At 39.7% G+C, this 21524-nt stretch carries 22 protein-coding genes and 1 pseudogene; 9 read left to right on the top strand and 14 right to left on the bottom strand.

Features of this window, described 5'->3' with window-relative positions:
• Window positions 1-136 precede the first annotated feature (136 nt).
• Window positions 137-1417, top strand: coding sequence for an MFS transporter (locus G0029_RS03925; RefSeq protein ID WP_180055499.1), 1281 nt, complete (start codon window positions 137-139; stop codon window positions 1415-1417).
• A gap of 360 nt (window positions 1418-1777) precedes the next feature.
• Here G0029_RS03925 and G0029_RS03920 read toward each other — a convergent pair whose 3' ends face one another.
• The 4 genes from G0029_RS03920 to pnuC all read right to left on the bottom strand — a co-directional run bounded on the left by G0029_RS03920 (window position 1778) and on the right by pnuC (window position 3998).
• Window positions 1778-2275, bottom strand: a complete 498-nt coding sequence (locus G0029_RS03920; protein WP_180109767.1) for a DUF2505 family protein — start codon at window positions 2273-2275, stop codon at window positions 1778-1780.
• A 166-nt stretch (window positions 2276-2441) separates the two neighbouring features.
• A complete protein-coding gene (locus G0029_RS03915) occupies window positions 2442-2735 on the bottom strand; it encodes a hypothetical protein (protein WP_180107380.1) in 294 nt (97 codons plus the stop codon).
• A gap of 109 nt (window positions 2736-2844) precedes the next feature.
• Window positions 2845-3144: a hypothetical protein gene (locus tag G0029_RS03910; RefSeq protein WP_180023193.1), complete on the bottom strand. Its 300-nt coding sequence runs from the start codon at window positions 3142-3144 to the stop codon at window positions 2845-2847.
• Window positions 3145-3407: 263 nt separating this feature from the next.
• Window positions 3408-3998, bottom strand: a complete 591-nt coding sequence (gene pnuC / locus G0029_RS03905) for a nicotinamide riboside transporter PnuC (protein WP_111885562.1) — start codon at window positions 3996-3998, stop codon at window positions 3408-3410.
• Window positions 3999-4220: 222 nt separating this feature from the next.
• Here pnuC and G0029_RS03900 point away from each other — a divergent pair, with 222 nt between their 5' ends.
• The 3 genes from G0029_RS03900 to G0029_RS03890 are packed head-to-tail and all read left to right on the top strand — an operon-like array spanning window position 4221 to window position 6566.
• Entirely contained in the window at window positions 4221-5006 is a 786-nt protein-coding gene (locus G0029_RS03900; protein WP_180109766.1) for a crotonase/enoyl-CoA hydratase family protein, read from the top strand.
• Window positions 5007-5061: 55 nt separating this feature from the next.
• Window positions 5062-5952 carry an alpha/beta fold hydrolase gene (locus G0029_RS03895; RefSeq protein WP_180107376.1) on the top strand — a complete coding sequence of 297 codons (891 nt, stop codon included), beginning with the start codon at window positions 5062-5064 and terminating at the stop codon, window positions 5950-5952.
• Window positions 5953-6002: 50 nt separating this feature from the next.
• Entirely contained in the window at window positions 6003-6566 is a 564-nt protein-coding gene (locus G0029_RS03890) for a TetR/AcrR family transcriptional regulator (RefSeq protein ID WP_180107374.1), read from the top strand.
• On the opposite strand, the gene G0029_RS03885 is transcribed toward G0029_RS03890, so the two are convergent.
• Entirely contained in the window at window positions 6548-7036 is a 489-nt protein-coding gene (locus G0029_RS03885; protein WP_180023189.1) for a hypothetical protein, read from the bottom strand. The genes G0029_RS03890 and G0029_RS03885 overlap by 19 nt on opposite strands.
• A 435-nt stretch (window positions 7037-7471) precedes the next feature.
• On the opposite strand from G0029_RS03885, the gene G0029_RS03880 reads away from it, so the two are divergent.
• Entirely contained in the window at window positions 7472-7918 is a 447-nt protein-coding gene (locus tag G0029_RS03880; protein ID WP_180041948.1) for a GNAT family N-acetyltransferase, read from the top strand.
• A 126-nt stretch (window positions 7919-8044) separates the two neighbouring features.
• Here G0029_RS03880 and G0029_RS03875 read toward each other — a convergent pair whose 3' ends face one another.
• The 4 genes from G0029_RS03875 to G0029_RS03860 form a co-directional block, all read right to left on the bottom strand.
• Entirely contained in the window at window positions 8045-9841 is a 1797-nt protein-coding gene (locus G0029_RS03875) for a diguanylate cyclase domain-containing protein (RefSeq protein WP_180034601.1), read from the bottom strand.
• A 187-nt stretch (window positions 9842-10028) separates the two neighbouring features.
• On the bottom strand, window positions 10029-10367 hold the full coding sequence (locus G0029_RS03870) for an FKBP-type peptidyl-prolyl cis-trans isomerase (RefSeq protein ID WP_078191421.1): 339 nt from the start codon (window positions 10365-10367) through the stop codon (window positions 10029-10031).
• A 506-nt stretch (window positions 10368-10873) separates the two neighbouring features.
• Window positions 10874-11404: a YaeQ family protein gene (locus G0029_RS03865; protein WP_180107372.1), complete on the bottom strand. Its 531-nt coding sequence runs from the start codon at window positions 11402-11404 to the stop codon at window positions 10874-10876.
• A 65-nt stretch (window positions 11405-11469) separates the two neighbouring features.
• Window positions 11470-12483, bottom strand: coding sequence for a CobW family GTP-binding protein (locus G0029_RS03860; RefSeq protein ID WP_180107370.1), 1014 nt, complete (start codon window positions 12481-12483; stop codon window positions 11470-11472).
• A gap of 567 nt (window positions 12484-13050) precedes the next feature.
• Here G0029_RS03860 and G0029_RS03855 point away from each other — a divergent pair.
• The 3 genes from G0029_RS03855 to G0029_RS03845 all read left to right on the top strand — a co-directional run bounded on the left by G0029_RS03855 (window position 13051) and on the right by G0029_RS03845 (window position 16023).
• Window positions 13051-13272, top strand: coding sequence for a hypothetical protein (locus G0029_RS03855; RefSeq protein ID WP_078191424.1), 222 nt, complete (start codon window positions 13051-13053; stop codon window positions 13270-13272).
• Window positions 13273-13615: 343 nt separating this feature from the next.
• On the top strand, window positions 13616-15220 hold the full coding sequence (locus tag G0029_RS03850; protein ID WP_180107368.1) for a bifunctional 3-(3-hydroxy-phenyl)propionate/3-hydroxycinnamic acid hydroxylase: 1605 nt from the start codon (window positions 13616-13618) through the stop codon (window positions 15218-15220).
• Between the two features lie 299 nt (window positions 15221-15519).
• Window positions 15520-16023, top strand: coding sequence for a hypothetical protein (locus G0029_RS03845; protein WP_180107366.1), 504 nt, complete (start codon window positions 15520-15522; stop codon window positions 16021-16023).
• A 175-nt stretch (window positions 16024-16198) separates the two neighbouring features.
• Here the strand turns inward: G0029_RS03845 and G0029_RS03840 are convergent.
• Window positions 16199-16827 (bottom strand): annotated as a pseudogene (locus tag G0029_RS03840) (glutathione S-transferase family protein).
• A gap of 215 nt (window positions 16828-17042) precedes the next feature.
• Here G0029_RS03840 and G0029_RS03835 point away from each other — a divergent pair.
• Window positions 17043-17951 carry a DUF4349 domain-containing protein gene (locus tag G0029_RS03835; RefSeq protein WP_180107364.1) on the top strand — a complete coding sequence of 303 codons (909 nt, stop codon included), beginning with the start codon at window positions 17043-17045 and terminating at the stop codon, window positions 17949-17951.
• Between the two features lie 120 nt (window positions 17952-18071).
• Here the strand turns inward: G0029_RS03835 and G0029_RS03830 are convergent, their stop codons facing one another.
• The 4 genes from G0029_RS03830 to G0029_RS03815 form a co-directional block, all read right to left on the bottom strand.
• Entirely contained in the window at window positions 18072-18965 is an 894-nt protein-coding gene (locus G0029_RS03830; RefSeq protein ID WP_078192238.1) for a LysR substrate-binding domain-containing protein, read from the bottom strand.
• The gene (locus G0029_RS03825; RefSeq protein WP_180109765.1) at window positions 18965-20170 is read right to left on the bottom strand and encodes an MFS transporter; all 1206 of its coding nucleotides are present in this window, start codon (window positions 20168-20170) and stop codon (window positions 18965-18967) included. Before G0029_RS03825 ends, G0029_RS03830 begins: the two co-directional genes overlap by 1 nt.
• Window positions 20167-20763: a TetR/AcrR family transcriptional regulator gene (locus tag G0029_RS03820; RefSeq protein WP_180107360.1), complete on the bottom strand. Its 597-nt coding sequence runs from the start codon at window positions 20761-20763 to the stop codon at window positions 20167-20169. The genes G0029_RS03825 and G0029_RS03820 overlap by 4 nt, the downstream gene beginning before the upstream one ends.
• A gap of 196 nt (window positions 20764-20959) precedes the next feature.
• Window positions 20960-21481, bottom strand: coding sequence for an acyl-CoA thioesterase (locus tag G0029_RS03815; RefSeq protein WP_078192241.1), 522 nt, complete (start codon window positions 21479-21481; stop codon window positions 20960-20962).
• Between the last annotated feature and the right edge of the window lie 43 nt (window positions 21482-21524).

Raw genomic sequence — 21524 nt, 5'->3', positions numbered from 1 at the left:
ATCTATATTATTTTGTTCTTAATTAATAATATTTTCATAACTATAAGTTTTTAATAAGGCAAAAAAGTTTGATTATTCAATAAAAAATTGAATCACTAAAATCGTCAAATGCTATTTGCTGCTGGAAAATATTTGCATGGAAGCTCAGCCACGCCTGACTCGTCAAGATAAACGCACCCTCGGACTGTCATCCCTCGGTGGCGCACTTGAGTTTTATGACTTTGTCATTTATGTGTTTTACGCCAAAATTATTTCGGAACTGTTTTTCCCCACTGGACTCAGTCCATTTTGGGCGATGCTGAATACTTACGGTATTTTTGCAGCAGGATATTTTTTCCGCCCATTGGGTGGTGTGGTGATGGCGCATTTTGGCGATTTGATTGGTCGTAAGCGTTTATTTAGTTTGTCTATTTTACTCATGGCTCTGCCTACACTGATGATTGGTGTGATGCCGACTTTTGAAAGTATTGGTTATGCAGCACCACTTTTGCTCCTACTGATGCGTGTGATTCAAGGCATCGCGATTGGTGGTGAAATCCCAGCGGCATGGACTTTTGTTTCAGAGCATGTGCCTGAGCAAAAAATTGGGATCGCCAATGGCTTACTCACTGCTGGCTTATCTTTAGGTATCCTATTGGGCGCACTGATGTCTTTGTTTATTTCATTACAATTTACAGAGTCAGAAATCCATGATTGGGCATGGCGGATTCCATTTATTCTAGGCGGAATCTTTGGTTTTGTTGCGCTCTATCTACGCAGTTATTTAAAAGAAACGCCAGTATTTAAAGCCATGCAAGAAAAGAAACAATTGGCTAAAGAGCTTCCAGTGAAACAAGTACTGCAACAGCACAAAACAGGCGTTGTGATTGGTATGCTGTTTACATGGTTCTTAACCGGCTGTGTTGTTGTGCTGATTTTAGCGATGCCAAATCTACTCACGGGCGCCTTTGGTTTTGAACGGGCCGATGCCTTTAAAATGCAAAGTGCCGCTATTGTGATGCAAATGGTCGGTTGTATCTTGGCAGGTCTTTTGGCAGATCGCTTCGGTGCGGGCAAAGTGATGCTGTTCGGTTCCCTCCTTGTCGCGATAATTGCGGGCGTGTTCTATAACAGCTTGGGCCATGTGGCAGCATCGACCGTGTTTGCGCTCTATATGCTGCTCGGTTTGGCATCAGGCACGGTTGGTATGGTGTCTTATAGTATGGTGAAAATGTTCCCTGCACAGATTCGTTTCTCGGGCATTTCATTTTCATACAATTTGGCCTATGCCATCGCGGGTGGTATCACCTTGCCATTGGTTCAATGGTTGAGTTTATACAGCAACATTGGCGCCATGTATTATATTTGGACCGTCTGTTTGGTGACCTTCTTTACTGCGATGCTCTATCGTCAACGTTTTGAAAAAACTTCGCACTAACTGATGTTACGAAGTAACATCAGCAGCGCAATTTGATTCAAATAAATGAACGATACGCGCTAAGGTCATCCGCAAGTGTTTGAGACAGGACTACTTTTAATCAAAATTGTTTTTGCAATACTTTGAAAAATTTGACGCTAGTGAACGAGTTTTGCGGATGACAATGGTTTTGGGTACTTTTGCCTAAACAAAAGTACCTCCAGCCGAAGGCTAATCCCTTTATTCAATCCATAGATGAAAGACCCCGTCGAATAGACTTGAATATCATTTAAAAATTGTGAAATTACTTTTACGTGCGTAACATCAGTCACTAAAAAAAGCGGTCAATGACCGCTTTTTTTAACTCTCTTTCAAATCAATTCAGGCTTTTAAATTTTTACGCAATTCATCTTCTACAATTTCAATCTCAAGCTGACTAAAACGACGAATTTCACCTTCTGCATGTTTTTCAAGTAATCCACCAAGCAGTGGAACTTTGACTTTCACCGTCCAGTCCAAATTGAAACTCACTTGTGTTGCATCACCACTGACACTTCGTTTACAACTGGCTTCGAGCGGTAGGTTCGGATCTAGTTTGACGTCAGAGGTTAATGCCGCCAAATTACTAATATCCGTACGTTTCAGACGAAACGCATCTTTTAAAAACTTCTTGGCAATATCTGGAATATTTACATCCAAGTTATAGGCACGTTTTAAGGTATACATATCACCTGTTTTTTTTGATTCTAAAATTTCTAGATTTTCACCCGGTATGCGTTTGCACACCGCTTCATGCAAGCTGATATCTGCGGCTAGTCGTTTAAAATCTTCAAGTGAAACGCCATGAATTGTGGCATTGACGGTAAATTGATGTGCCATTCTCGTAATCCTTCAGGTCAATATTGGTTTTATTGTTTTATTTCGCCCAGTCTACAGTTGCTAAAACTGTGCTTTGAATTAAATCGAAAAGCGCTGTGGCTGTCATTGACCTGAAACCAAGCTAGAAAAACAGAATTGCCATACTGCAACTCAGAGGGACTCTGCCTTAAAGGCTTTTTTGAAATATTTGCCCATGCTGATTTTTCAACTCGAGCTGAAATTCCCAGCCCGCATCAATTTTTAAATACATCCCTGCATAGGACAACTTTGCGTACCAATGACCAAACTCGAGGCTAAAAATATCAAAGCTGGCTTGTTCAGGAAGCTGTTGCATTGGTTTTGCATGTATTAAAGCGCTAGGTTCAAAAGACTTGAAGTGCGAGCCATAATGATGAAACAGTTCAAAACATAGCTGATTAAAAATTTCAAATGTTGAATCTTTGGGATCAAGTTGCGTCATTGCTTTAATAGCTTCCCATATCTTTTCATTTCTTCTTGCGCTTATTTTTATATTTCTATAACAAATCTTTGTGGTACTGCTTTTATAAATCTCAGTTTAATTTAAGTTGTTAATTTAACAGCATGCTATGCACTACACCATCCCGATCACGGTGTACCAATTTGATCGGTTGTGAATAATCGATCAAGATGCTTTGGTGTTTATAACTGATTTGGATGCCGTATTCATCTGCACCATCATCCAAACCGCTGATGCTACATTGCGTCCCTTGTGGAAATGCCTTGAGCCATTCAGCGTTATACACATCTGCTATTTGCTCAAACTGAAAAAAGCTCGCCTTTTGCTGCAGTAGAACCGTAGCTTGTCGGTCAAAACGCAGTTGCTGCTCAAGTTGAAAGTCGATAATCATGACTCTGCACGCTCTTTACTTATTCATCGGGATCGGATCATCGGCTATTAAAATCAAGCTTCGCAGACACCCAATTTTGCTTATAAATTCACAGAGGATTTTATGACATGTCTTAGACTCAAATGAACACAGCCACATTTCTTAAGGCATAAAAAAGGCACTTCTCATCGGGGTGAAGCCCGATTATGAAATGCCCTTTATGGTTACAAAGTAAATATATTTTTATAAATTGTCAAATTGGGAATGAAAAAAACATCTGTGGGCTAAATGGATAAAGCTTTCATCGCCTGTTGCTGCTGTTTATTTTTGACTTGTGTCCATTGCCACCAACCAAATGCCGCCAAGCCCACAAAACCTGCATACAACGCCGCAGTGAGATACAGGTCTTTGTATATAAACATACCCACATAGATAATATCGACAAATACCCAAAGCACCCAAGTAGCAATATGTTTCCGGCTGGTCCAATACGTTGCGAGTAAGCTAAACGCGGCCAATTGTGCATCCAAAATTGGTACGGCTGCATCGGTAAAATAGTGCAGGCTTAAACCAAAAATCAAACCGCCCACCGCAGCTAAGAGCATTTGAAAGATCACAATTTTGGTCGCAATCGGTTCAATACGGATGTCATGATCTTGTTGTTTGCCCTTCAACCAGTGATAAAAACCGTAGAAGTTCACCACCACAAAGAAAAACTGCAAAATGGTTTCGCCATAAAGTTTGTAGGTATAAAACAAGTAGGCATACAGCAAAAAAGCTGCAAAGTTAAACCACCAACACCACATATTTCGCTTTATGGTTAAAGTCACCCCGATTAAGCTAATAATGACTGCAAATATTTCTAAGTTCGACATGGTTGATTGGGCCTTAAAAAAGCTGCAGCTATTATGGAAAAATTCAGCCTAAAGGCAAGCTATATCATGCACTATTTCATATCAACTCTGTAAATTTTAAATCAAACCACTCATCCACCAGACGATGATTTTGATGTTTTGAACGCATCAGTTTTGACAGTTTTCTAACAATCGTTTAAAAACTTAGCTATATCTAAAGAATAATCAGAAGGAATCATTAAAATGTCAGAACAACAAGGTCGTGTAAGTCGAGAAATCCGTGGTCATCTTTATTTGATCGGTTTGGACCGTGCAGATAAACGAAATGCGTTTGACAGTCATTTAATTCATGACCTTTCACTGGCACTCACTGAATATGAAGATGATCCAAATTTACGCTGTGCAGTGATTTTTGCACATGGCGAGCATTTTACTGCAGGTCTAGATCTGGTCGAACTACAACCCAAACTTGGCAGTGGACTGTTTAATTTTCCTGATCAGCAAATTAATCCGTGGGGAACCAACTCACGACAACGAAAAAAACCAGTTGTGGTCGCGGTACAAGGGTTCTGTTTTACAGCGGGTATTGAACTCATGCTGAATGCCGATATCGTGATCGCTCAGCGTCAGACAGAGTTTGCTCAAATGGAAGTGCAACGTGGCATTCTTCCCTTTGGTGGTGCAACTGTTCGCTTTGTGCAAGCAGCGGGTTGGAATAAGGCGATGCGCTATTTACTCACGGGTGAACGTTTCAATGCACAAACGGCATATGACATGAACTTGGTGACTGAAATCACAGACCAAGCGCCCTTATCTCGTGCAATAGAACTTGCAGAACAAATTGCACAGGCTGCACCACTGGCGGTTCAGGCAACACTCTCTGCAGCACAGCAAGGGGTGCATTTGGGAGCCGATGCTGCCTTTGCTCAATTGGATCAGCACTTACAGCCACTACTAAAAACACAAGATGTACAAGAAGGTGTGATAGCCATGCTACAACGTCGCCCAGCCAATTTTCAGGGCAAATAAGCCTTTGTTTAAACCGAATAAACCCTTAGCACCCTGCCACACGAAGAGAAAAATTATGCCAACGGATTTAGAACAAGCAACGCAAGAAATACGTACTACACCCGTGAGTTTCCCAGCAACCGATGGCTATACGCTTTCAGGCGTTGAATATCGGCCTAATTCTGCTGCTAAAGCCAATATTATTATTTCAAGTGCAACAGGTGTACCTCAACAATTTTACCGTCGTTTTGCCGAATATGCCGCAGGACTCGGTTATCAAGTACTGACTTTTGATTATCGTGGTATTGGACGTTCTGCACCGTCAAAACTTAAAGGCTTTAAGATGTCCTACCTCGACTGGGGACGTTATGACCTTTCTGGTGCCATAGCTTATATGCAACAACACAGTCAGGAAACTTTTCTAGTGGGACATTCCTATGGCGGTCAAGCCCTAGGCCTCACCTCAAATCATGATCAGATTCGTGCCATGTATTGTTTTGGCACTGGCGCAGGTTGGCATGGCTATATGCCCTTTAAAGAAAAAATGAAAGTTCATGTGATGTGGAATATCGTTTTTCCGCCGATGGTTGCCGTAAAAGGGTATTTGCCTTGGAGCAAACTCAATATGGGCACTGACCTTCCTGTCGATGTCTATAAACAATGGCGTCGTTGGTGTAAAAACCCAACCTATTTCTTTGCCGACCCTGAGCTGAGTGAGCTATCTCAACAATATGCTGCAGTTCAAACGCCGATTTATGCGGTCGCTGCACTTGATGATGACTGGGCATTACCCAATTCACGACATGCTTTTATGCAACATTATGCGCAAGCATCAATGCACTATATCAATATTGAAGCGCAAGATTATGGTCTAAAACAGATTGGTCATATGGGATATTTCCGCAAAGGTGCTGAACTCTTATGGCAGGAAGTGATTGAACGGTTTGACGAACTATTAGTCGGTTAAACCAATTTACTTTATACACATCATAGTGATTTATTTGGATAGAGAGATACATGCGTCCACGGAAAAACACCTCAGAACATCTATTACTACAGTCAGCACACGCATTTAAACGCTATGGCTATATAGGCTGCAGCATGGGGAAATTGGCTGAAGCCTGTGGACTTTCAAAAGCTGCGTTTTATTATGATTATCCGAATAAAGACGCTTTGCTGATGGAAATTTTAAACCTGACGCATATAAAGTTACAGCACAGTATTTTTCAGCAATTACAGCAAACTACTACCTCACCTCAACAGGCTTTCTCGCACATCCATCAACTCGCCATACAATTTTTTAGCCAAGGTGGATTAGGTTGTTTAGTCGGGATCTTAAGTATGGAGCGGCAACATTTGCCAACTGAGATTTTTGCAAAATTACAATCCATCTTTCACGAGTGGCAACTCGCCTTTGAAGTGTTTTTTAAGCGATGCATGACCATCGAACACGCCACGCAACTTGCCAAAGTCAGCTTGGCGGATTATGAAGGCGCAATTTTAATGGCTCGAATGAGCGATGATTTGAGTTATCTCGATTTAGTCCGAGAACGCATTTTGCTTCAACTTGCGGAGTCTTGATAGCGATATTCAATTTTATGTTCTTCGCCAAAACGGTCGACATGTGTATAAAACTCACCGTATCGGCCTAAATAATACTCGAGCGATTGATTGTAAAAACTCCAATAAATCGACCATTCATTCAGATCTAATTGGCGAATTTGAGTTTTACAATTCACTGGCATGCGACGTAAAAAGACTTCTTGTAATTGCTCGGCTGCCTGTAGCGAATCTAATTTGTATTGTTGTTGAAAGAAAATTTCCGCAATATCATCAAAAAGTTGCTGTTCATATTCATCAACTTCAATGACCTGATCGACTTGGCGTATAGCATCATCATTCGATGCTAAAGAGATACTGTTCGATTTTTTTGGTGCTTGGTAGCGCGTATATTTTTGACGATATTTTTCTGTTTTTAGGATTTTTTTGACCACAATGCCCGCTGCAGACAACGCGATCAGAATACATATCACAATGAGAAAATTAACCATAATAACAACCTACTGCCGATGACGCGCATGCACATCTTGAATCATCGAATATTTTTATGGACTAATATAACGCACAATAACGTTTAAAATTCATACAAAATTATTTTAAAGCTGAAATCTTGCCAATTTTCTTTGCTAATTTATTTCAAACTATTACACCTGTTGAAATCATTGAGTATGTATACATTTCTAAAAAATCTATTATTACTTTAAAAACAGTATAGTTAGATGCATTTATGTGGTTATTTATCCGTATTTAACGATTAATTTATAAATATACATTTGTAAATTTTGCAACAATTTTGAAATAAAAACCCAACCCAACGGCGCAATGGCTGCAAAAAAACATAAAACGCAACAAGAAGCCTCTTTAAGCACAAGGCGATATCTTCTGAAATGACAGGCTGTTGGAGTTTTTTATAAAAAGAAAAAATTATGATACGCGAAGCACAAATTCAGGATATACCCGAAATTATTCACGTGATTCACAACAGCATTCGTTCATGTATCCAGGACCATCAACGTAATGAAAGTGTGATTCAAACTTGGCTTGAGGAGGCAAATCAATCAAATATCTTAATGTGGATGCTTTACAACGATAGTTGGGTCTACGTCAGTGACAATCGAGTGGTCGGCTTTATTTTAGTCAGTGATCAGGGACAAATTTTACTGAACTATATCTGCCCAGAACGTCAGTACCAAGGCATTGGTAAGGCGTTATTGTTAAACATGATTCACTGTGTCCGGAAAAAGAATATTACCGAGATCAGTCTAGAAAGTACCCATACGGCACTCGCCTTTTACCAAAAATATGGCTTTGTCACACATCAGGATTTTGAGCCTGCCGATGTTCCGCTCAAATTGGTTAAACAGCTCTGTTAGTAGAGAGATAAAGTTCATAGAAGGATAGATTTTCAAACAGCATGAATTTGAGAGATGAATTTAAATGAGTATTGGCAATGGTACTAACAATAGCACCGCAAAGTTTTAACCGTTTACAACTGTGTATCAAGGCTTAAGTTGATCGCGTCCTGCCTGTTTGGCCATATATAAATAATGATCTGCATGCTTCATTAAGGCTTCGATACTGTCGAAGTCATTTTGCTTATCCATCCATGCCATGCCCAAACTCAGTGTGACATAATTTTTTTCATCACCCCGATTAACATGTTCAAGTTGTTCATTACGCATGGCTTCGAGTACCAATTGTAATTGCTCTTGGGCAATCGCATACGGAACATCATGCATCAATATGGCAAACTCCTCTCCACCGTAGCGAGCCACATAGGCTGAACTTGGCAGGGTATTTTGCATGGTTTTCACGATCTGCTGTAACACCTCATCGCCTTTGAGATGTCCATAGTGGTCATTATAATTTTTAAAATAATCGACATCTAACATGGCAAAGACCAATGTTCGATGACTATGAAAACGGACTTCTGAATATAAACGTTGAATTTCGGCATTCAAAGCACGACGGTTGAATGCCCCCGTTAAGGCATCAATACGAATTTGTAGCTCTAATTTTTTATTCAGCTCATGGAGCTGTAAGGTGCGTTCTTTAACTTTCTGATCGAGTGAACTGTTTAGCTCAAGCAGACTATTATTTAACTGCTCGGTATGCATCGACTGCTGTGCATAATGGTGCGATTGCTGAAACATGATCAACAAGGCATACAAACTGGTTGAAATGAACGATAAATTGACGGAATCAATCAAATTCATCATCAGCAAAAAGTCGTTTAAAAAAGTAATGCACAGGAAAATAACCGCGATTAAATTTAATTTTGAATACGGCTCTTTCTTTTTCAGTGTTAGGTAAAAACCATAAGCAAAATTACTTAGAACAACGATCACATAGGCAAAACTGTAAGTTGCCAAAGGTTGAAAAATTTCAGGCGTCGAAACAAAAGTCACTGAAATATTCAACGACAACAGCAACATCGCGATCTGATAATTTAAGGTAAATAAATAGCGACGACTGAGCAAGTGGATATAACTTAAAAAGAAAATCGATGCCAAATAGGTAAATAAGTATTCTAATCGCGTGCCCCACAACCAATTAATATCGGTAAAAGTGGTATAGGCATAAGGTGCTGAAAATAAATTATGGAGTGCTAAAAAGACAATAAATAAGCCAAACACCAAATTACTTCGGCTATTGCGACCGCGTAAACCTCGGAAAACAGAAAATAGGATCGTAAATAGTCCCACACCCAAAACGGCACCAGACACCATTCCAATACTCATCATCTGTTGTTGGAATTGGCGGTTTACTGTCTTAGCAATACCAATACGCATCGGGTTTTCAAACCCGCCATGCATACTGTTAAAACTTGAAGCCTGAATGGTTAAAGTGAAATATTCATCTTGTGCCACAAAATAGGCAATTCGCGGCGCATTCTCCGTTTTTTGTTCTGCTTCAGTACGCCCAACTTCTCCCAAACGAACGATCACATCACCATTTAAAAATACCCGATATGCACCGTACTGATTTGGAATCAATACCGCGATACGTCGGCCAATAAATTGTTTGGGAATTTGGAAATGCCCAGTGTATGTCCCAAAACCTTTACTGTCCCCTGTGATGTCTTTAAATGATGCAGGCAGATAGACCGTTTGACCGACTAGAACCGAACTCGGAGACGTTAAAAATTGATTTGGATAAAACAACCATTTGCCTTGTAAGAGGCTACTGGTGTCTTCCGTGAAGTAGATTTGGTTAACTTCGTTTTGATGTTTTAAATAAAACGATTTAGGAGCAGTTTCATACTGTGCTTGAGCAGTCGATACAGTGAATGCCAATGTAAAAATAATAAAGGTAAGAACCCAGAACAATCTGGTGCAAGGCAACTGTAAAGACAACGGCTTTGATTCCTGCGTTTATACTCGAGCAATTATTCTAATCTACGGTAAAAGACAAAAATAACAACTACTATTTTATCAAATTGATCAATAACTTCCATGTCACTGATCTAAAACAGTCGAAGTCTTAATCGCGAGTTTTTACATCATACAATTCAATCTCAAAAATAAGATTTGAATTGGCAGGAATTACATTACCCATTTTACGTTCACCATAAGCCAAATGTGATGGCACGATTAACTTACGTTTACCACCGACTTTCATCCCCATGATGCCCTGATCCCAACCTTTAATCACACGGCCAGTACCAATCACTGTTTCAAAATAATTACCACGATCCAGTGATGAATCAAATTTTGTACCGTCTTCTAACCAGCCTGTATAGTGAGTTGTAATCAAAGCGCCTTTAACCGCTTCTTTACCTTCACCTACCACTAAGTCAATAATTTCTAATTCCGTGCTCATGCTCTCAACCTCAAATGCCGCAATCTAAATAAAGCACTATTATAAACAGAATCAGTCTGAACATGATGCCCTTGAATGCATTAGAACTTACCGACTCAAAGTTGAGAACACAATGATTTAGATCAGCATGCAAATAAACATTTACTAGTAAAGCTCACATGTCTTGAAACATTTAGGAGTATTCCGTTATCACTAAGATGCATTGGGAAGAAACGAATAAAAAATTTAAAGCGCTCTAAAAGTTTGAACGTTCATTGAATGAAGACATTTATGCGGTAAGAACAACGCTATTTACAATGATAATAAAGAGGATTCATCCATGAGCATTACATAAATTGAGGCCTGGAAATTTTCCCCAAATTAGATTTTTATGATGGTTTTAGGTCAACTGAGTTTTAAATCGACAGTTAAATTAACAGAATTGTATTAGCTGAAAAATAGTTATAGCGACAAGGATGCAAGCCTAAACTCGCATCCATCATCATGAGTTAAATCAAATCATGCGCTTATTGCAATTGTGTCCATTCAATCACAGCTTGAGCTTTATCACCAATCAAAGTCCATTCGCCGTCCATTACGTTTAATTGTAAAGACATGGTTCGTTCGCATAACTCTTGAATGGCAGCTGTACTCGCTTCAGATAATTGCCAAATCTCAACATTCTTCAGTGTTTTCAATTTGCTGTTGCGTTTATACCATTCATCTACTGATGAACCATAAGTAATCACAGCAACGTTTGGGCAACGTGCACTGGCTTTTTTGACTTTGTCTTCGTCAGGACAGCCGACTTCAATCCATTTCACCAATTGGCCTGTTAAATCTTTTTCCCACAGCGCTGGTTCATCTGTTTCGAAAAGATCTTTGGTAAATTCTAATGCTTCATCTGCATAGCGTGCATATGCCAAGACACGCACCATCAAACGTTCAATCGTTTCAGAAGGATGCAAAGCCATCGTCAATTGATAATCACCATATTGGTGTACATCCATATTGGCAATGTTCAAATCTGCTTTATAAATTGTAGCTTTTAGCGCCATGGTAAAGTCCTCAAATTTGGCGCCTAGCATATAAGATTTAGCAAGCTTTTGCTGCGTTGATTTACTTATTTCTCAGCTTTATCGGCATCGATACGACACTGCATTAAGCGATCTTCAAATTCGAGCCATTCACGTTCAGTTTGGTAAATAATTTCGACACGATTATCGATACTTTCCTCGCTCGACTGATAATTAAACTGATCGGGATTAAAGTTAAAGGTTTTCCACCCTTGGTCGGTCTGAAAAATACCTTTGATCCGTAGCCAATCTTGCTGCTCACAGAGTAAATCTAACAGCTCAAAAAAATCGAAGGTCCATCGTTTTGGGAGTTTCCAACCTGCGACACTATAGCCCTGAGCGGATTCAACATAATGATAAGGCAACTGTTTAATTTCTATGGGCACATCGACCAGCATTTGCTTTTGTATCGCCAATAAAGGCTGAATTTTACGCGGACTTACCACATAGGCGAGATCAATATTTGCCAGTTTTAAATCACCTTTTACAACATTGATCCATTGCTGCTGATACGGTAAATATGCTTGTTTGAGTCGTTCCAAACCAGCTTGATCGGCATCACTCATGCAATCGACATGAGACACCACAACGATTTGTGCCACTTTGAGTTGATCGGCATACAGATTTTGCGAAGTCCACTCTTGATCATGTAAGCGTGAGCCATCAACCACGGTTACCAATGCCCGCATGGCTAAATGCGGATGCCAATGTGGCTCAGTCAATTGCTCCAAAAGTTGTCCAGGATGCCCCAAACCTGTTGGCTCGATAAACAGTCGGTCGGGTTTCACCTCTGACAATAACCGTGACAACGCAATTTGCATCGGCAGTTGGCTGCTACAACATAGACAACCACCCAATAATTCCTTCACCGCAAAGCCCTGATCTTGCGGCAACATCTGTTGATCGACCCCAATTTGCCCAAACTCATTCATCAGTACGGCCCAAGTTTCGCCCGCTGGCTTTTGCTTTAATAGCTGCTGTAAAACTGTGGTTTTACCCGCACCTAAAAAGCCAGAAATAATATGAACAGGAATCGCACCGTGGGTAGAAACTAATTTCAAAAGTGAGTCACTCAAATAAATAGCCAATGATTGATGGCCTTTACCATAATGATTTCAAAAAAATGCTGCAAGCCTAGTCTTCATTTCTCCGTCTTCATTTTCCTAAAGCATAGATCAGCCTAGTATCCGAGGCATTGAATGATGATCTGGCTGTTAAACAGCCTATTTATTCCATTTGCATGAATGCATGACATATCTGGTCACATTTTATTGGCAAAGTTAACTCTTATATTTAAAAAATAGCCATATCGAAAAGAATCCTTACATTTGGATTTTAGTGAAAATTCTGGATTCAGCTTAATTACGACTTCGATGTAATCATCATGTAAACAATGAATGAATCATGAAGTCGATTTGGTCATTTTTTCTTGCAAAGTTAAATGAAGATTCCGATATTTTTTTACATTTAAAACACAGGATGGACGGTTATGTATTCATCCAGTTAACCAGTCTGTTTCACTTTGTTGCTCGCATTGATCACTCGGTTTTCTCGATTTAGCATGAGTTCTCTCCTGATGGACGTGATGATCTTTTCAGGACTTACTAAAATATATAAGGATGCTCAAAATGAAATTAACTCAAATTTTACTTGCTTCTACTCTAGCTGCTGCAGCTGCAACAAGTTTTGCTGCAAGCAAAGATAAACAAGAAGCACCTGAACAAGAAAAAGTAGTGGTTAGCACTCAAGAACAGCCAGCGACTGAAACAACTGCTGCTGAAGGTACTGCTGCTCAACCTGCTTCAGAAGCCAATGCTGAAGGTTCTGCACCAGCTCAACCTGCTCAGTAATAGACGGATAGCGTACTCCACACGCTAAATTCATTTAGTCTGCTGCTCAACATTTATCCCTCACTAATAGAATGTTGTGCTAAATGAATTAAAGTCGCCGGATCATTGAAAAATGGTTCGGCTTTTTTATGCTCAAAGCTACTAATTGATAGATTTTAATGATAGATAAATCATTCAAAATGATTGATGATTTTCATATAAATAAATATATATCATTTACTTAAAATAAAACCCTGCAAAAAACACGACAATTCGATTCATCGTTTCGACTTATGCCTAGCTTGTTGAAAGCCTTGCTTTAGAACTTAATAGTGGCATATGTGAAGTGATTGGATGTTTACGCATGAGCAATAAAGCAAATTACACAACGGAAGTTGCCATTCTGGGCGCAGGTCCTGTCGGCTTAACCATTGCAAACTACTTAAGTAAGCAAGGTGTCAAAGTCACTGTGATTGAACAACTGGACAGCCTGATTGACTACCCACGTGCGATTGGTATTGATGATGAATCATTACGTACCATCCAATCATTAGGTTTAGTGGACCAAGTGTTACCGCATACGACACCGAACCACGCGATGCGTTTCTTAACCCCTAAAGGTCGTTGTTTCGCAGACATTCAACCGCTCACTCGTGAATTTGGTTTCTCACGTCGTAATGCCTTTATTCAACCGCAAGTCGATAATGTACTACTACAAGGTTTAAAACAGTACGAAACCACAAATGTTTTATTCTCTCGTCAATTGTCTGATTTTAGCCAAGATGCCAATGGTGTAACGCTCAATATTCAAAATAAAGACGGTGAAGCTGAAATAATTCAAGCGCAGTATTTGATTGCTTGTGATGGTGGTAACTCTGTGGTACGTCGTACCCTCAACATCGGCTTCGATGGTAAAACTGCACCGAACCAATGGATCGTGATCGACATCAATAATGACCCACTTGCAACGCCACACATTTACCTATGCTGTGACCCTGTGCGTCCTTATGTATCTGCTGCTCTTCCACACGGTATTCGTCGTTTCGAATTTATGGTGATGCCTGGTGAAACTCAAGAAGAATTAAGCAAACCTGAAAACATTGCCAAATTATTGTCGAAAGTGCTTCCAACGACCGACGGTATTGAAGTGATTCGTCAGCGCGTTTATACCCACAATGCCCGTATTGCAGATAAATTCCGTGTAGACCGTATTTTACTTGCAGGTGATGCTGCGCACATCATGCCAGTATGGCAAGGTCAAGGGTATAACAGTGGTATGCGTGATGCATTCAACCTTGCGTGGAAAGTTGCAATGGTTGTACAAGGCAAAGCTGGCCCAGCGCTTTTAGATACATACCAAGTTGAACGTAAAGATCATGCCAAAGCGATGATTGATCTTTCTGTAATGGCAGGTCATGTCCTTGCGCCACCTAAAAAATGGCAAGGTTTCGTGCGTGATGGTATCGCGTATGCGCTCAATTACATCAAACCGATCAAGCAATATCTATTGGAAATGCGCTTCAAGCCGATGCCAAAGTACAACGACGGTGCGTTGATCAATAACGGCGTTAAAGACTCACCTGTGGGTAAAATGTTCATTCAACCACATGTTCAACTTGAATCTGGTGAGAAAGTCCTACTTGATGAAGTCATCGGTAACGACTTTGCAATCATTGCTTGGGGCGTCGATCCAAAATGGGGTCTGTCAGATGCGACCATGAAAAAATGGCAAAAATTGGGCGTTAAATTTATCCAAGTATTGCCTGCTGTTCAACTTAGCAATGAAAATCGCACCAAGTACGACAATGTGATTACGATTGGTGATATTGGTACCGATATTCGTGGTTGGTTTGGTAAAACCACTGAATCTGTTACGATTCTTCGCCCAGACCGTTTTGTTGCAGCGATTGCAATTCCACAAACTTTAGACAGCGTGAGCCAACAATTTTTTGCAAAATTGCATGCTTAATAATCTAAATAGATCTGCAAGAATTAAAAATCGCCATGCATAAAGCATGGTGATTTTTTTCTACAATCACTATAAACATCAGATGCTATAATCGTTCAATACATAATTATAAGCTTCGCAAAATGCAAAAAAGATTTCAGAAATTATTCATTTATAGTTTGTTAGGTTTTATTTTTATCTGTTCACTCATTTTCGTAGAGATACATCATTTTCATGCCAATAGTTGGTTACCTATTTTCGTTTTTTGCCTCTGTTTTCTTATTTCTTTGAATTGCTATTTATTACGCTTAGAAAAAGATGTGAACAAAAACGAAGAATCTAATTTTTTGTCCTTCCATTTATACATTTCATTTTTTTATTCAGTCATTGCCAGCTTTTTTCTCACCACAGTGATTCTTGCTTTATTTGCATTACAAACTCAATATTTTGGTCAAGATAAAAATATCATTCTAAAAGGCCAAGTCTATTCACCTACATTTACACTAGAAAAGAAGCCCTGCCGAGCTCGCCTTAAATTTCCCGAAAGTGGTTGGTCTACCTTCGCGTATCTCTGTCTAGATACCAAGAAACATAAATTTTCTGGTTATTACAAACTCCATTTGAAAACCAGTTTCGCAGGGGCTGCGGTTCAGCATTATTATTGGATTAATGATCAATTAACATATCAGCAGCATCGTGCCTTAGATATGGATCCACAACAAAAAAGACTGCTTGAAATATATGCCAAACTTGAAAGAGATTTAGGCCCACCTCTATCTGATGATGAATCCCATGATTTTTTAAATAGAACCAACAACGATTGAGTCTATTTAATTTAGCGCAATATATGCCATACATTATCTAGGCAATAATTAAAATCGCTTTAGCATCTTCGTGATTGATATTTAAAACTCTTTCTTTTTAGTTCTCAAAGAAAGAGTTATATGAATAGACATATAGCAACACTACGTTCAGTCATTAATCAAATAAGTATCCAAGTTAAACCGACTGAAACCAATGCACATCTTTTACCGATTCACGTTGCTGAATCAGCTGAATAAAAGGTTTAAATTCATCCAAATATGGCAATATTTTGAATGAAATTGCATACACCATCCAATAAGCTAAATACAAATCTGCTGCACTAATTTTATCCCCCAACAGATATGGTTGAGCCTGTGCAAGCCCTGTTTTAATAAAATCTAAAAGTATTTTTTCATTACCAAAACTCAAACTGCCACGTTTCTCATCCATCAACTCTGTGCTAATGCCGACATTTTTCATGTCCAGGTATTCAGTCAGCGGACCATGACAGAAAAACATCCATTTCAAATATTCACCACGTTTGGGATCATCCAAGGCGGGTGCCAAACCTTTGTCACTGAATTTATCGGCTAAATAACTAAAGATGGCTGCGGTCTCACTAATCACGACAATACCATCGACCAAGCAGGGAACTTTGCCCATGGGATTAATCTTGAGATATGCCGCTTGGTGCATCTCTTCATATGGCACTTCAATAATCTCAACTTCTGACTCGATATTTAATTCTTTCAATAGATATTTAATTCTTTCAATAAAGGCAGAATGGTATTACTGCGTGAGCGTGGATTGCTGTAGAGTTTCATTGTTGGGTTCATTGTAGATATCCTTATTTTCTTCCTTGTTGTTCTATCTATGACTATACGCGGCTCTATGTAGAATTATGTTGCGTTCATCCCTGCTTTAAACACTTTCCGATACAATACGCCCGACTAATAATTACGCTAAATTTGAATCTATATTTAAAGCAAAAAGTATTTACTCCGACTTTCTGATAATCAAACAATTGAGCTCTACATCTATGAAAAATAAATATTTAATTGCCATGTTAACGGTGATTTTAATTTCAGGCTGTTCCAAGAAAACCGAAGAAATGGCAACTGAAGCCAGCGCAGATGCACAACCTGCTCAAGTCAGTACACAGCAAGATCAAGCAGCGGTAAGCACTTCCAATGAACCGTCTACCACGCCTGCAACAACACAAAAACCTGAAACTATTTTAAATGAGCAGGTCAACCCAGCCGAAGCCTCTCGTAAAATGGTTCGAGAAGCTAATGTCAGTTTTGAGTCGAAAGATGTGGTTAAAACGGCCTTAGAAATTGAAAAACTCACGCTAAGTTTAGGTGGCTTTATTGAACAGAAAAATATCGACTTTGTGGTGCAAGAGAGTCAATCCTACCCGATTGCTGACGGCAAAATTAAAATCTTTGAAAAAGTAAATCCGCAAGCGGAAATGATCATTCGTGTGCCAAGTGAAAAAGCTGCACATTTCGTCAATCAACTGTTGCCCCTTATGCATTTTTTGAACCGTCAGCAATATTCGGCAAAACGCTATGAGCTAAAACTACTCGAAGAAAAAATGTCACAAACACAGGTCGTGCCAGACCATGTTGCAGCCGCGCAAGTCAATGAAATCTCACGCCTGACTCGCTTAGAAGTTCAAGATCGTGTCCGCTATAGCACGATTGTGATTGGCTTTACTCAACCTGCCACTGTCCGTGAACATATCGATATTAACCTTGATGCTATTGCGCAGTTAAATGGCGATAGTTTCTGGCAAAGAGCGTGGTACGGTATTCAAAAAGGTTGGCAATTTGTGTTGAGCCTGCTGGTTATTCTCATTACGATTTGGCCAATCTATCTGATTATTATTATCGGTTTGATTGCCTACCGCGTGATGAAACCCTATTTACAAAAATGGTTTAAATGAATGAGCTGAACAAGCTCCATTCTTCATTTAATCTATGATTAAAAATACGATAAATAAAAAAATCCCGAAGCGCTTAATTCGGGATTTTTTTATTTAAATCTTAGGGCAATATTTAAAGGCTTAGAAAAAGCCCATATAGAACTGCTCTTTTAAGACTTTTAAAATCAATTCGATCGCATCATTTTTACGATCTTTTCGATAGCTCGCATACAAACCAATGGTCGGCAAGGGTTCAACGGTACTTTTAACCAATATTTTATCACCGAGCAATGGAATGACATAAGACGGCACCAAACTCCACCCCACACCCATACCGACCAAATTGACATTTAACAAAATATTGGTCGAATGCTGTACTAAGTTCACATTCAGTTTATTTTGCTTAAAGAAATCTTGAATAATTCGGTATAGCTCAGGTGATGAATGTTCATCACTAATAATAAAATCCTGATTATTCATGTTTTTAATGCTGATATGCCGCTGTTCTGCAACAGGCGAATTTTTCGGTACAATCAACGCCAAAGGCTCAGTAAAAATCTGAACAGATTCTATATCAGGGCTTTCTTCGACATAACGGGTAAAGGCAATATCAATCTCTCCCTTACGCACTGCACTGATCTGATCGACATCCATTAAACTATGAAAATGAATTTTTAACTCAGGAAACTGAGCTCGAATATTTGGCATGATATAAGGAAAGACCTTCATTTCAGCCACAGGAACAAAGCCGATATTCAGTTGTTCTTTACTGAGCTTCGCAATTTGACGCGCATCAATCATAGCTTTTTCTGCATGCTCTAAACTCAAACGCGCTTCTTTTAAAAAGGCCTGACCTTCTGCAGTCAGTTCAACTTTTCGGTTGGTTCGCATCAATAATTGCACCCCAACTTCCTGTTCTAGATCTTTAATTTGCTGACTTAAAGAAGGTTGCACAGTACACATTCGCTGCGCAGCCTTGGTAAAATTTAGCTCTTCGGCAACCGCAACAAAATATCGTAGATGTCGTAATTCCATTATTCAGCTCCTAAAGCACTGCGTTTGAATTGGTTTGCCACGAATAGACGATACATCCACGTAGTGAACAGCACCATCACCGCACAAAATAAATAGGTTGCCTGAAATCCAAAGTATGCAATCAGCACACCCATAATGACCGAACCGACAGCAAGGCCAATATCAAACAAGGCAAAAAAGGTGGATATCGCATGTCCCATTCGGGCTTTTTCTACCGTTTGAATTGCGACCGTTTGCAGGCATGGGAACACTGAACCGTAGCCGATGCCCATAAAAACTGCCGATATCCAAAGCACCCATTGATTCGTGAGAAAACTCACAACCACCAAACCAATGGCAAAGCAAATAAAGGATGGATAGATGACTGCGCTCGGGCCTTTGCGATCATAAACTTTGCCAACCCAAGGACGGACGATCAACATCGATACGGCAAAGACAATAAAAAAGATACTGGTATAAGCGAGTAAATGCTTCAACTCTGCATAAGCGGTGATAAAGCTCATCACACTCGAATATGCAAATGCGGTCAGCAATGCCACAAAACTGATGGCAAGTACCCGTGTTTCTATCACATCACGCCATTGGATGGCTGCGGATTGGCTCGCTTGATCACTTGATTTATGCTGTACGTGTTCTTGTATTTGAACTAACCACGTAAAAATATAGCCCACTGCAACCAATAAGGCTAATACTGCAAATAAGGTACTAAAACTGCTGAATTGAATCATACTCAGCGCTAAAAATGGCCCGATCACCACGCCTAAGTTGGTCGACATGACAAAGTAGCCCATGCCTTCGCCCTTTCGATGATCTGGGATGTAATCATTTACGATGGGAACATTGACCGTGGTTAATATACTGAACCAAAAACCATGTAAAAAACGAATGACCAACAACGACCACATGCTGTCAATCCACAAATAACTCAGCGCAAAAACGACAAAGATAAAGCCTGAAATACGTACAGAATTGGCTTTACCAAAACGTTCAATGATCATGCCGGAAAAGGGACGAATCGCAATGGATGACACCAAAAATAGCGTTAAAGCCATACCCGCTTGCTGAATCGAACCACCCAATTCTTTCATAATATAAATGGGCAATATGGTCAGCAGCGCAAAGTAATAGCTAAATAAAAACAAGTTATTACACAGACAAAAAACGAAAGACTTGTTCCATAGCGATGCCTGATGTTGAGTAGTCATGAGGTCATTGTCTCGCTGCTACGCGTGGCTTGGGACTGCGTAAAAATCGGGTTTAGCGCCAACTGCACCAGTCGCTTGATATAGTCTTCATCTGGCTGGGTATTAAAGAAAATGATCTGATAATGAATCGGGCCATACAACATATCCAACATGAGTTCGAAAGGATAATCCGCGCGAATTTCGCCTCGTTGAATGGCCAATTGGATCAGCTCACGTGTCGCTTCTCGTCGAGGTAACAAATACTGTTTAAAAAACTCACCCGCTGCTTCACGATGCTCCGCCAATACAACCAGCAATGCTCGACCCACGTGCTGATTTAAAGCCCGTGATAGTTTGAGCAATTGTTGATTTAGATTGAACTCTAAACTTTGTGATAAATCGAGTTCAAACACCGACGCGGTGTGCGCTTTAAAAGCATCGAAAACCAGATCAGACTTATGCTTCCACCAACGGTAAATCGTCGATTTTCCCACGCCTGCACGAGCCGCAATATCTTCAATGGTCATGCTTCGATAATCACTTTCCGCTAAAGCATCAGTGACCGCTTGTAAGATACATTGCTTACGCCGAGAAGTTTTTTCAGTTTCACTCATAATTTAAAAACGAAACGCTACGTATCGTTTTATATTAAACATTATTGGACTGAATGACTATCTTTAACTGAGCTTCGAAGAATAAACTTTAGTCGCACACTCGGAACTCAAATCTCAACTGCACTCTCCAGACGAATTTCAGAATACAAAAAAGATCGCCTAAGCGATCTTTTCAAATATTCAACCACCAAAGTGATTAGCTTTGTGTCGACTTTTTATAAATACTGCAAGAAGGATGATGATTTTCCTGTAAACGTGCCACTTTACGTTGTTCCGCAGCTTCGAAACGACAACGTTTCCAGTCATTATCTAGATTCAATGCTGGAATTTGTTTCGGCTTACCTTGATCATCAACAGCGACCATTGTGAAATAGCAACTATTGGTATGACGTACTGTACGTTTTTGAATGTTCTGCGCTTCAACACGAATACCAATTTCCATTGAAGTACGACCAACATGGTTCACACTTGCAAGGAAAGTCACTAACTCACCCACGTGAATTGGTTCTTTAAAATTTACTTTATCGACTGATAGTGTCACCACGTAGCTACCAGAATAGCGACTTGCACAAGCATACGCGACTTGGTCTAACAATTTTAGAATCGTTCCACCATGCACATTACCCGAAAAATTCGCCATGTCAGGAGTCATTAAAACTGACATCGATAATTCTGACTGGTCGTCTAGTGCATTCGCAATTTGATCTAATGGGGACATCTTGTTTCTCTAGACTCGTGATATAACAATGATTAATGTGATT

This window comes from Acinetobacter sp. YH12138 (assembly GCF_015218525.1).
In the GTDB taxonomy this organism is placed as follows: domain Bacteria; phylum Pseudomonadota; class Gammaproteobacteria; order Pseudomonadales; family Moraxellaceae; genus Acinetobacter; species Acinetobacter amyesii.
Note: the sequence above shows the minus strand (reverse complement) of the source record. Positions and strands in the feature narration are given on the sequence as shown.

Excerpts from the sequence above, each read along its gene's own strand:
- G0029_RS03925 (WP_180055499.1), top strand. The coding sequence starts at position 137 with ATGGAAGCTCAGCCACGCCTGACTCGTCAAGATAAACGCACCCTCGGA.
- G0029_RS03920 (WP_180109767.1), bottom strand. The coding sequence starts at position 2,275 with ATGGCACATCAATTTACCGTCAATGCCACAATTCATGGCGTTTCACTT.
- G0029_RS03915 (WP_180107380.1), bottom strand. The coding sequence starts at position 2,735 with ATGACGCAACTTGATCCCAAAGATTCAACATTTGAAATTTTTAATCAG.
- G0029_RS03910 (WP_180023193.1), bottom strand. The coding sequence starts at position 3,144 with ATGATTATCGACTTTCAACTTGAGCAGCAACTGCGTTTTGACCGACAA.
- pnuC (WP_111885562.1), bottom strand. The coding sequence starts at position 3,998 with ATGTCGAACTTAGAAATATTTGCAGTCATTATTAGCTTAATCGGGGTG.
- G0029_RS03900 (WP_180109766.1), top strand. The coding sequence starts at position 4,221 with ATGTCAGAACAACAAGGTCGTGTAAGTCGAGAAATCCGTGGTCATCTT.
- G0029_RS03895 (WP_180107376.1), top strand. The coding sequence starts at position 5,062 with ATGCCAACGGATTTAGAACAAGCAACGCAAGAAATACGTACTACACCC.
- G0029_RS03890 (WP_180107374.1), top strand. The coding sequence starts at position 6,003 with ATGCGTCCACGGAAAAACACCTCAGAACATCTATTACTACAGTCAGCA.
- G0029_RS03885 (WP_180023189.1), bottom strand. The coding sequence starts at position 7,036 with ATGGTTAATTTTCTCATTGTGATATGTATTCTGATCGCGTTGTCTGCA.
- G0029_RS03880 (WP_180041948.1), top strand. The coding sequence starts at position 7,472 with ATGATACGCGAAGCACAAATTCAGGATATACCCGAAATTATTCACGTG.
- G0029_RS03870 (WP_078191421.1), bottom strand. The coding sequence starts at position 10,367 with ATGAGCACGGAATTAGAAATTATTGACTTAGTGGTAGGTGAAGGTAAA.
- G0029_RS03865 (WP_180107372.1), bottom strand. The coding sequence starts at position 11,404 with ATGGCGCTAAAAGCTACAATTTATAAAGCAGATTTGAACATTGCCAAT.
- G0029_RS03855 (WP_078191424.1), top strand. The coding sequence starts at position 13,051 with ATGAAATTAACTCAAATTTTACTTGCTTCTACTCTAGCTGCTGCAGCT.
- G0029_RS03850 (WP_180107368.1), top strand. The coding sequence starts at position 13,616 with ATGAGCAATAAAGCAAATTACACAACGGAAGTTGCCATTCTGGGCGCA.
- G0029_RS03835 (WP_180107364.1), top strand. The coding sequence starts at position 17,043 with ATGAAAAATAAATATTTAATTGCCATGTTAACGGTGATTTTAATTTCA.
- G0029_RS03830 (WP_078192238.1), bottom strand. The coding sequence starts at position 18,965 with ATGGAATTACGACATCTACGATATTTTGTTGCGGTTGCCGAAGAGCTA.
- G0029_RS03825 (WP_180109765.1), bottom strand. The coding sequence starts at position 20,170 with ATGACTACTCAACATCAGGCATCGCTATGGAACAAGTCTTTCGTTTTT.
- G0029_RS03820 (WP_180107360.1), bottom strand. The coding sequence starts at position 20,763 with ATGAGTGAAACTGAAAAAACTTCTCGGCGTAAGCAATGTATCTTACAA.
- G0029_RS03815 (WP_078192241.1), bottom strand. The coding sequence starts at position 21,481 with ATGTCCCCATTAGATCAAATTGCGAATGCACTAGACGACCAGTCAGAA.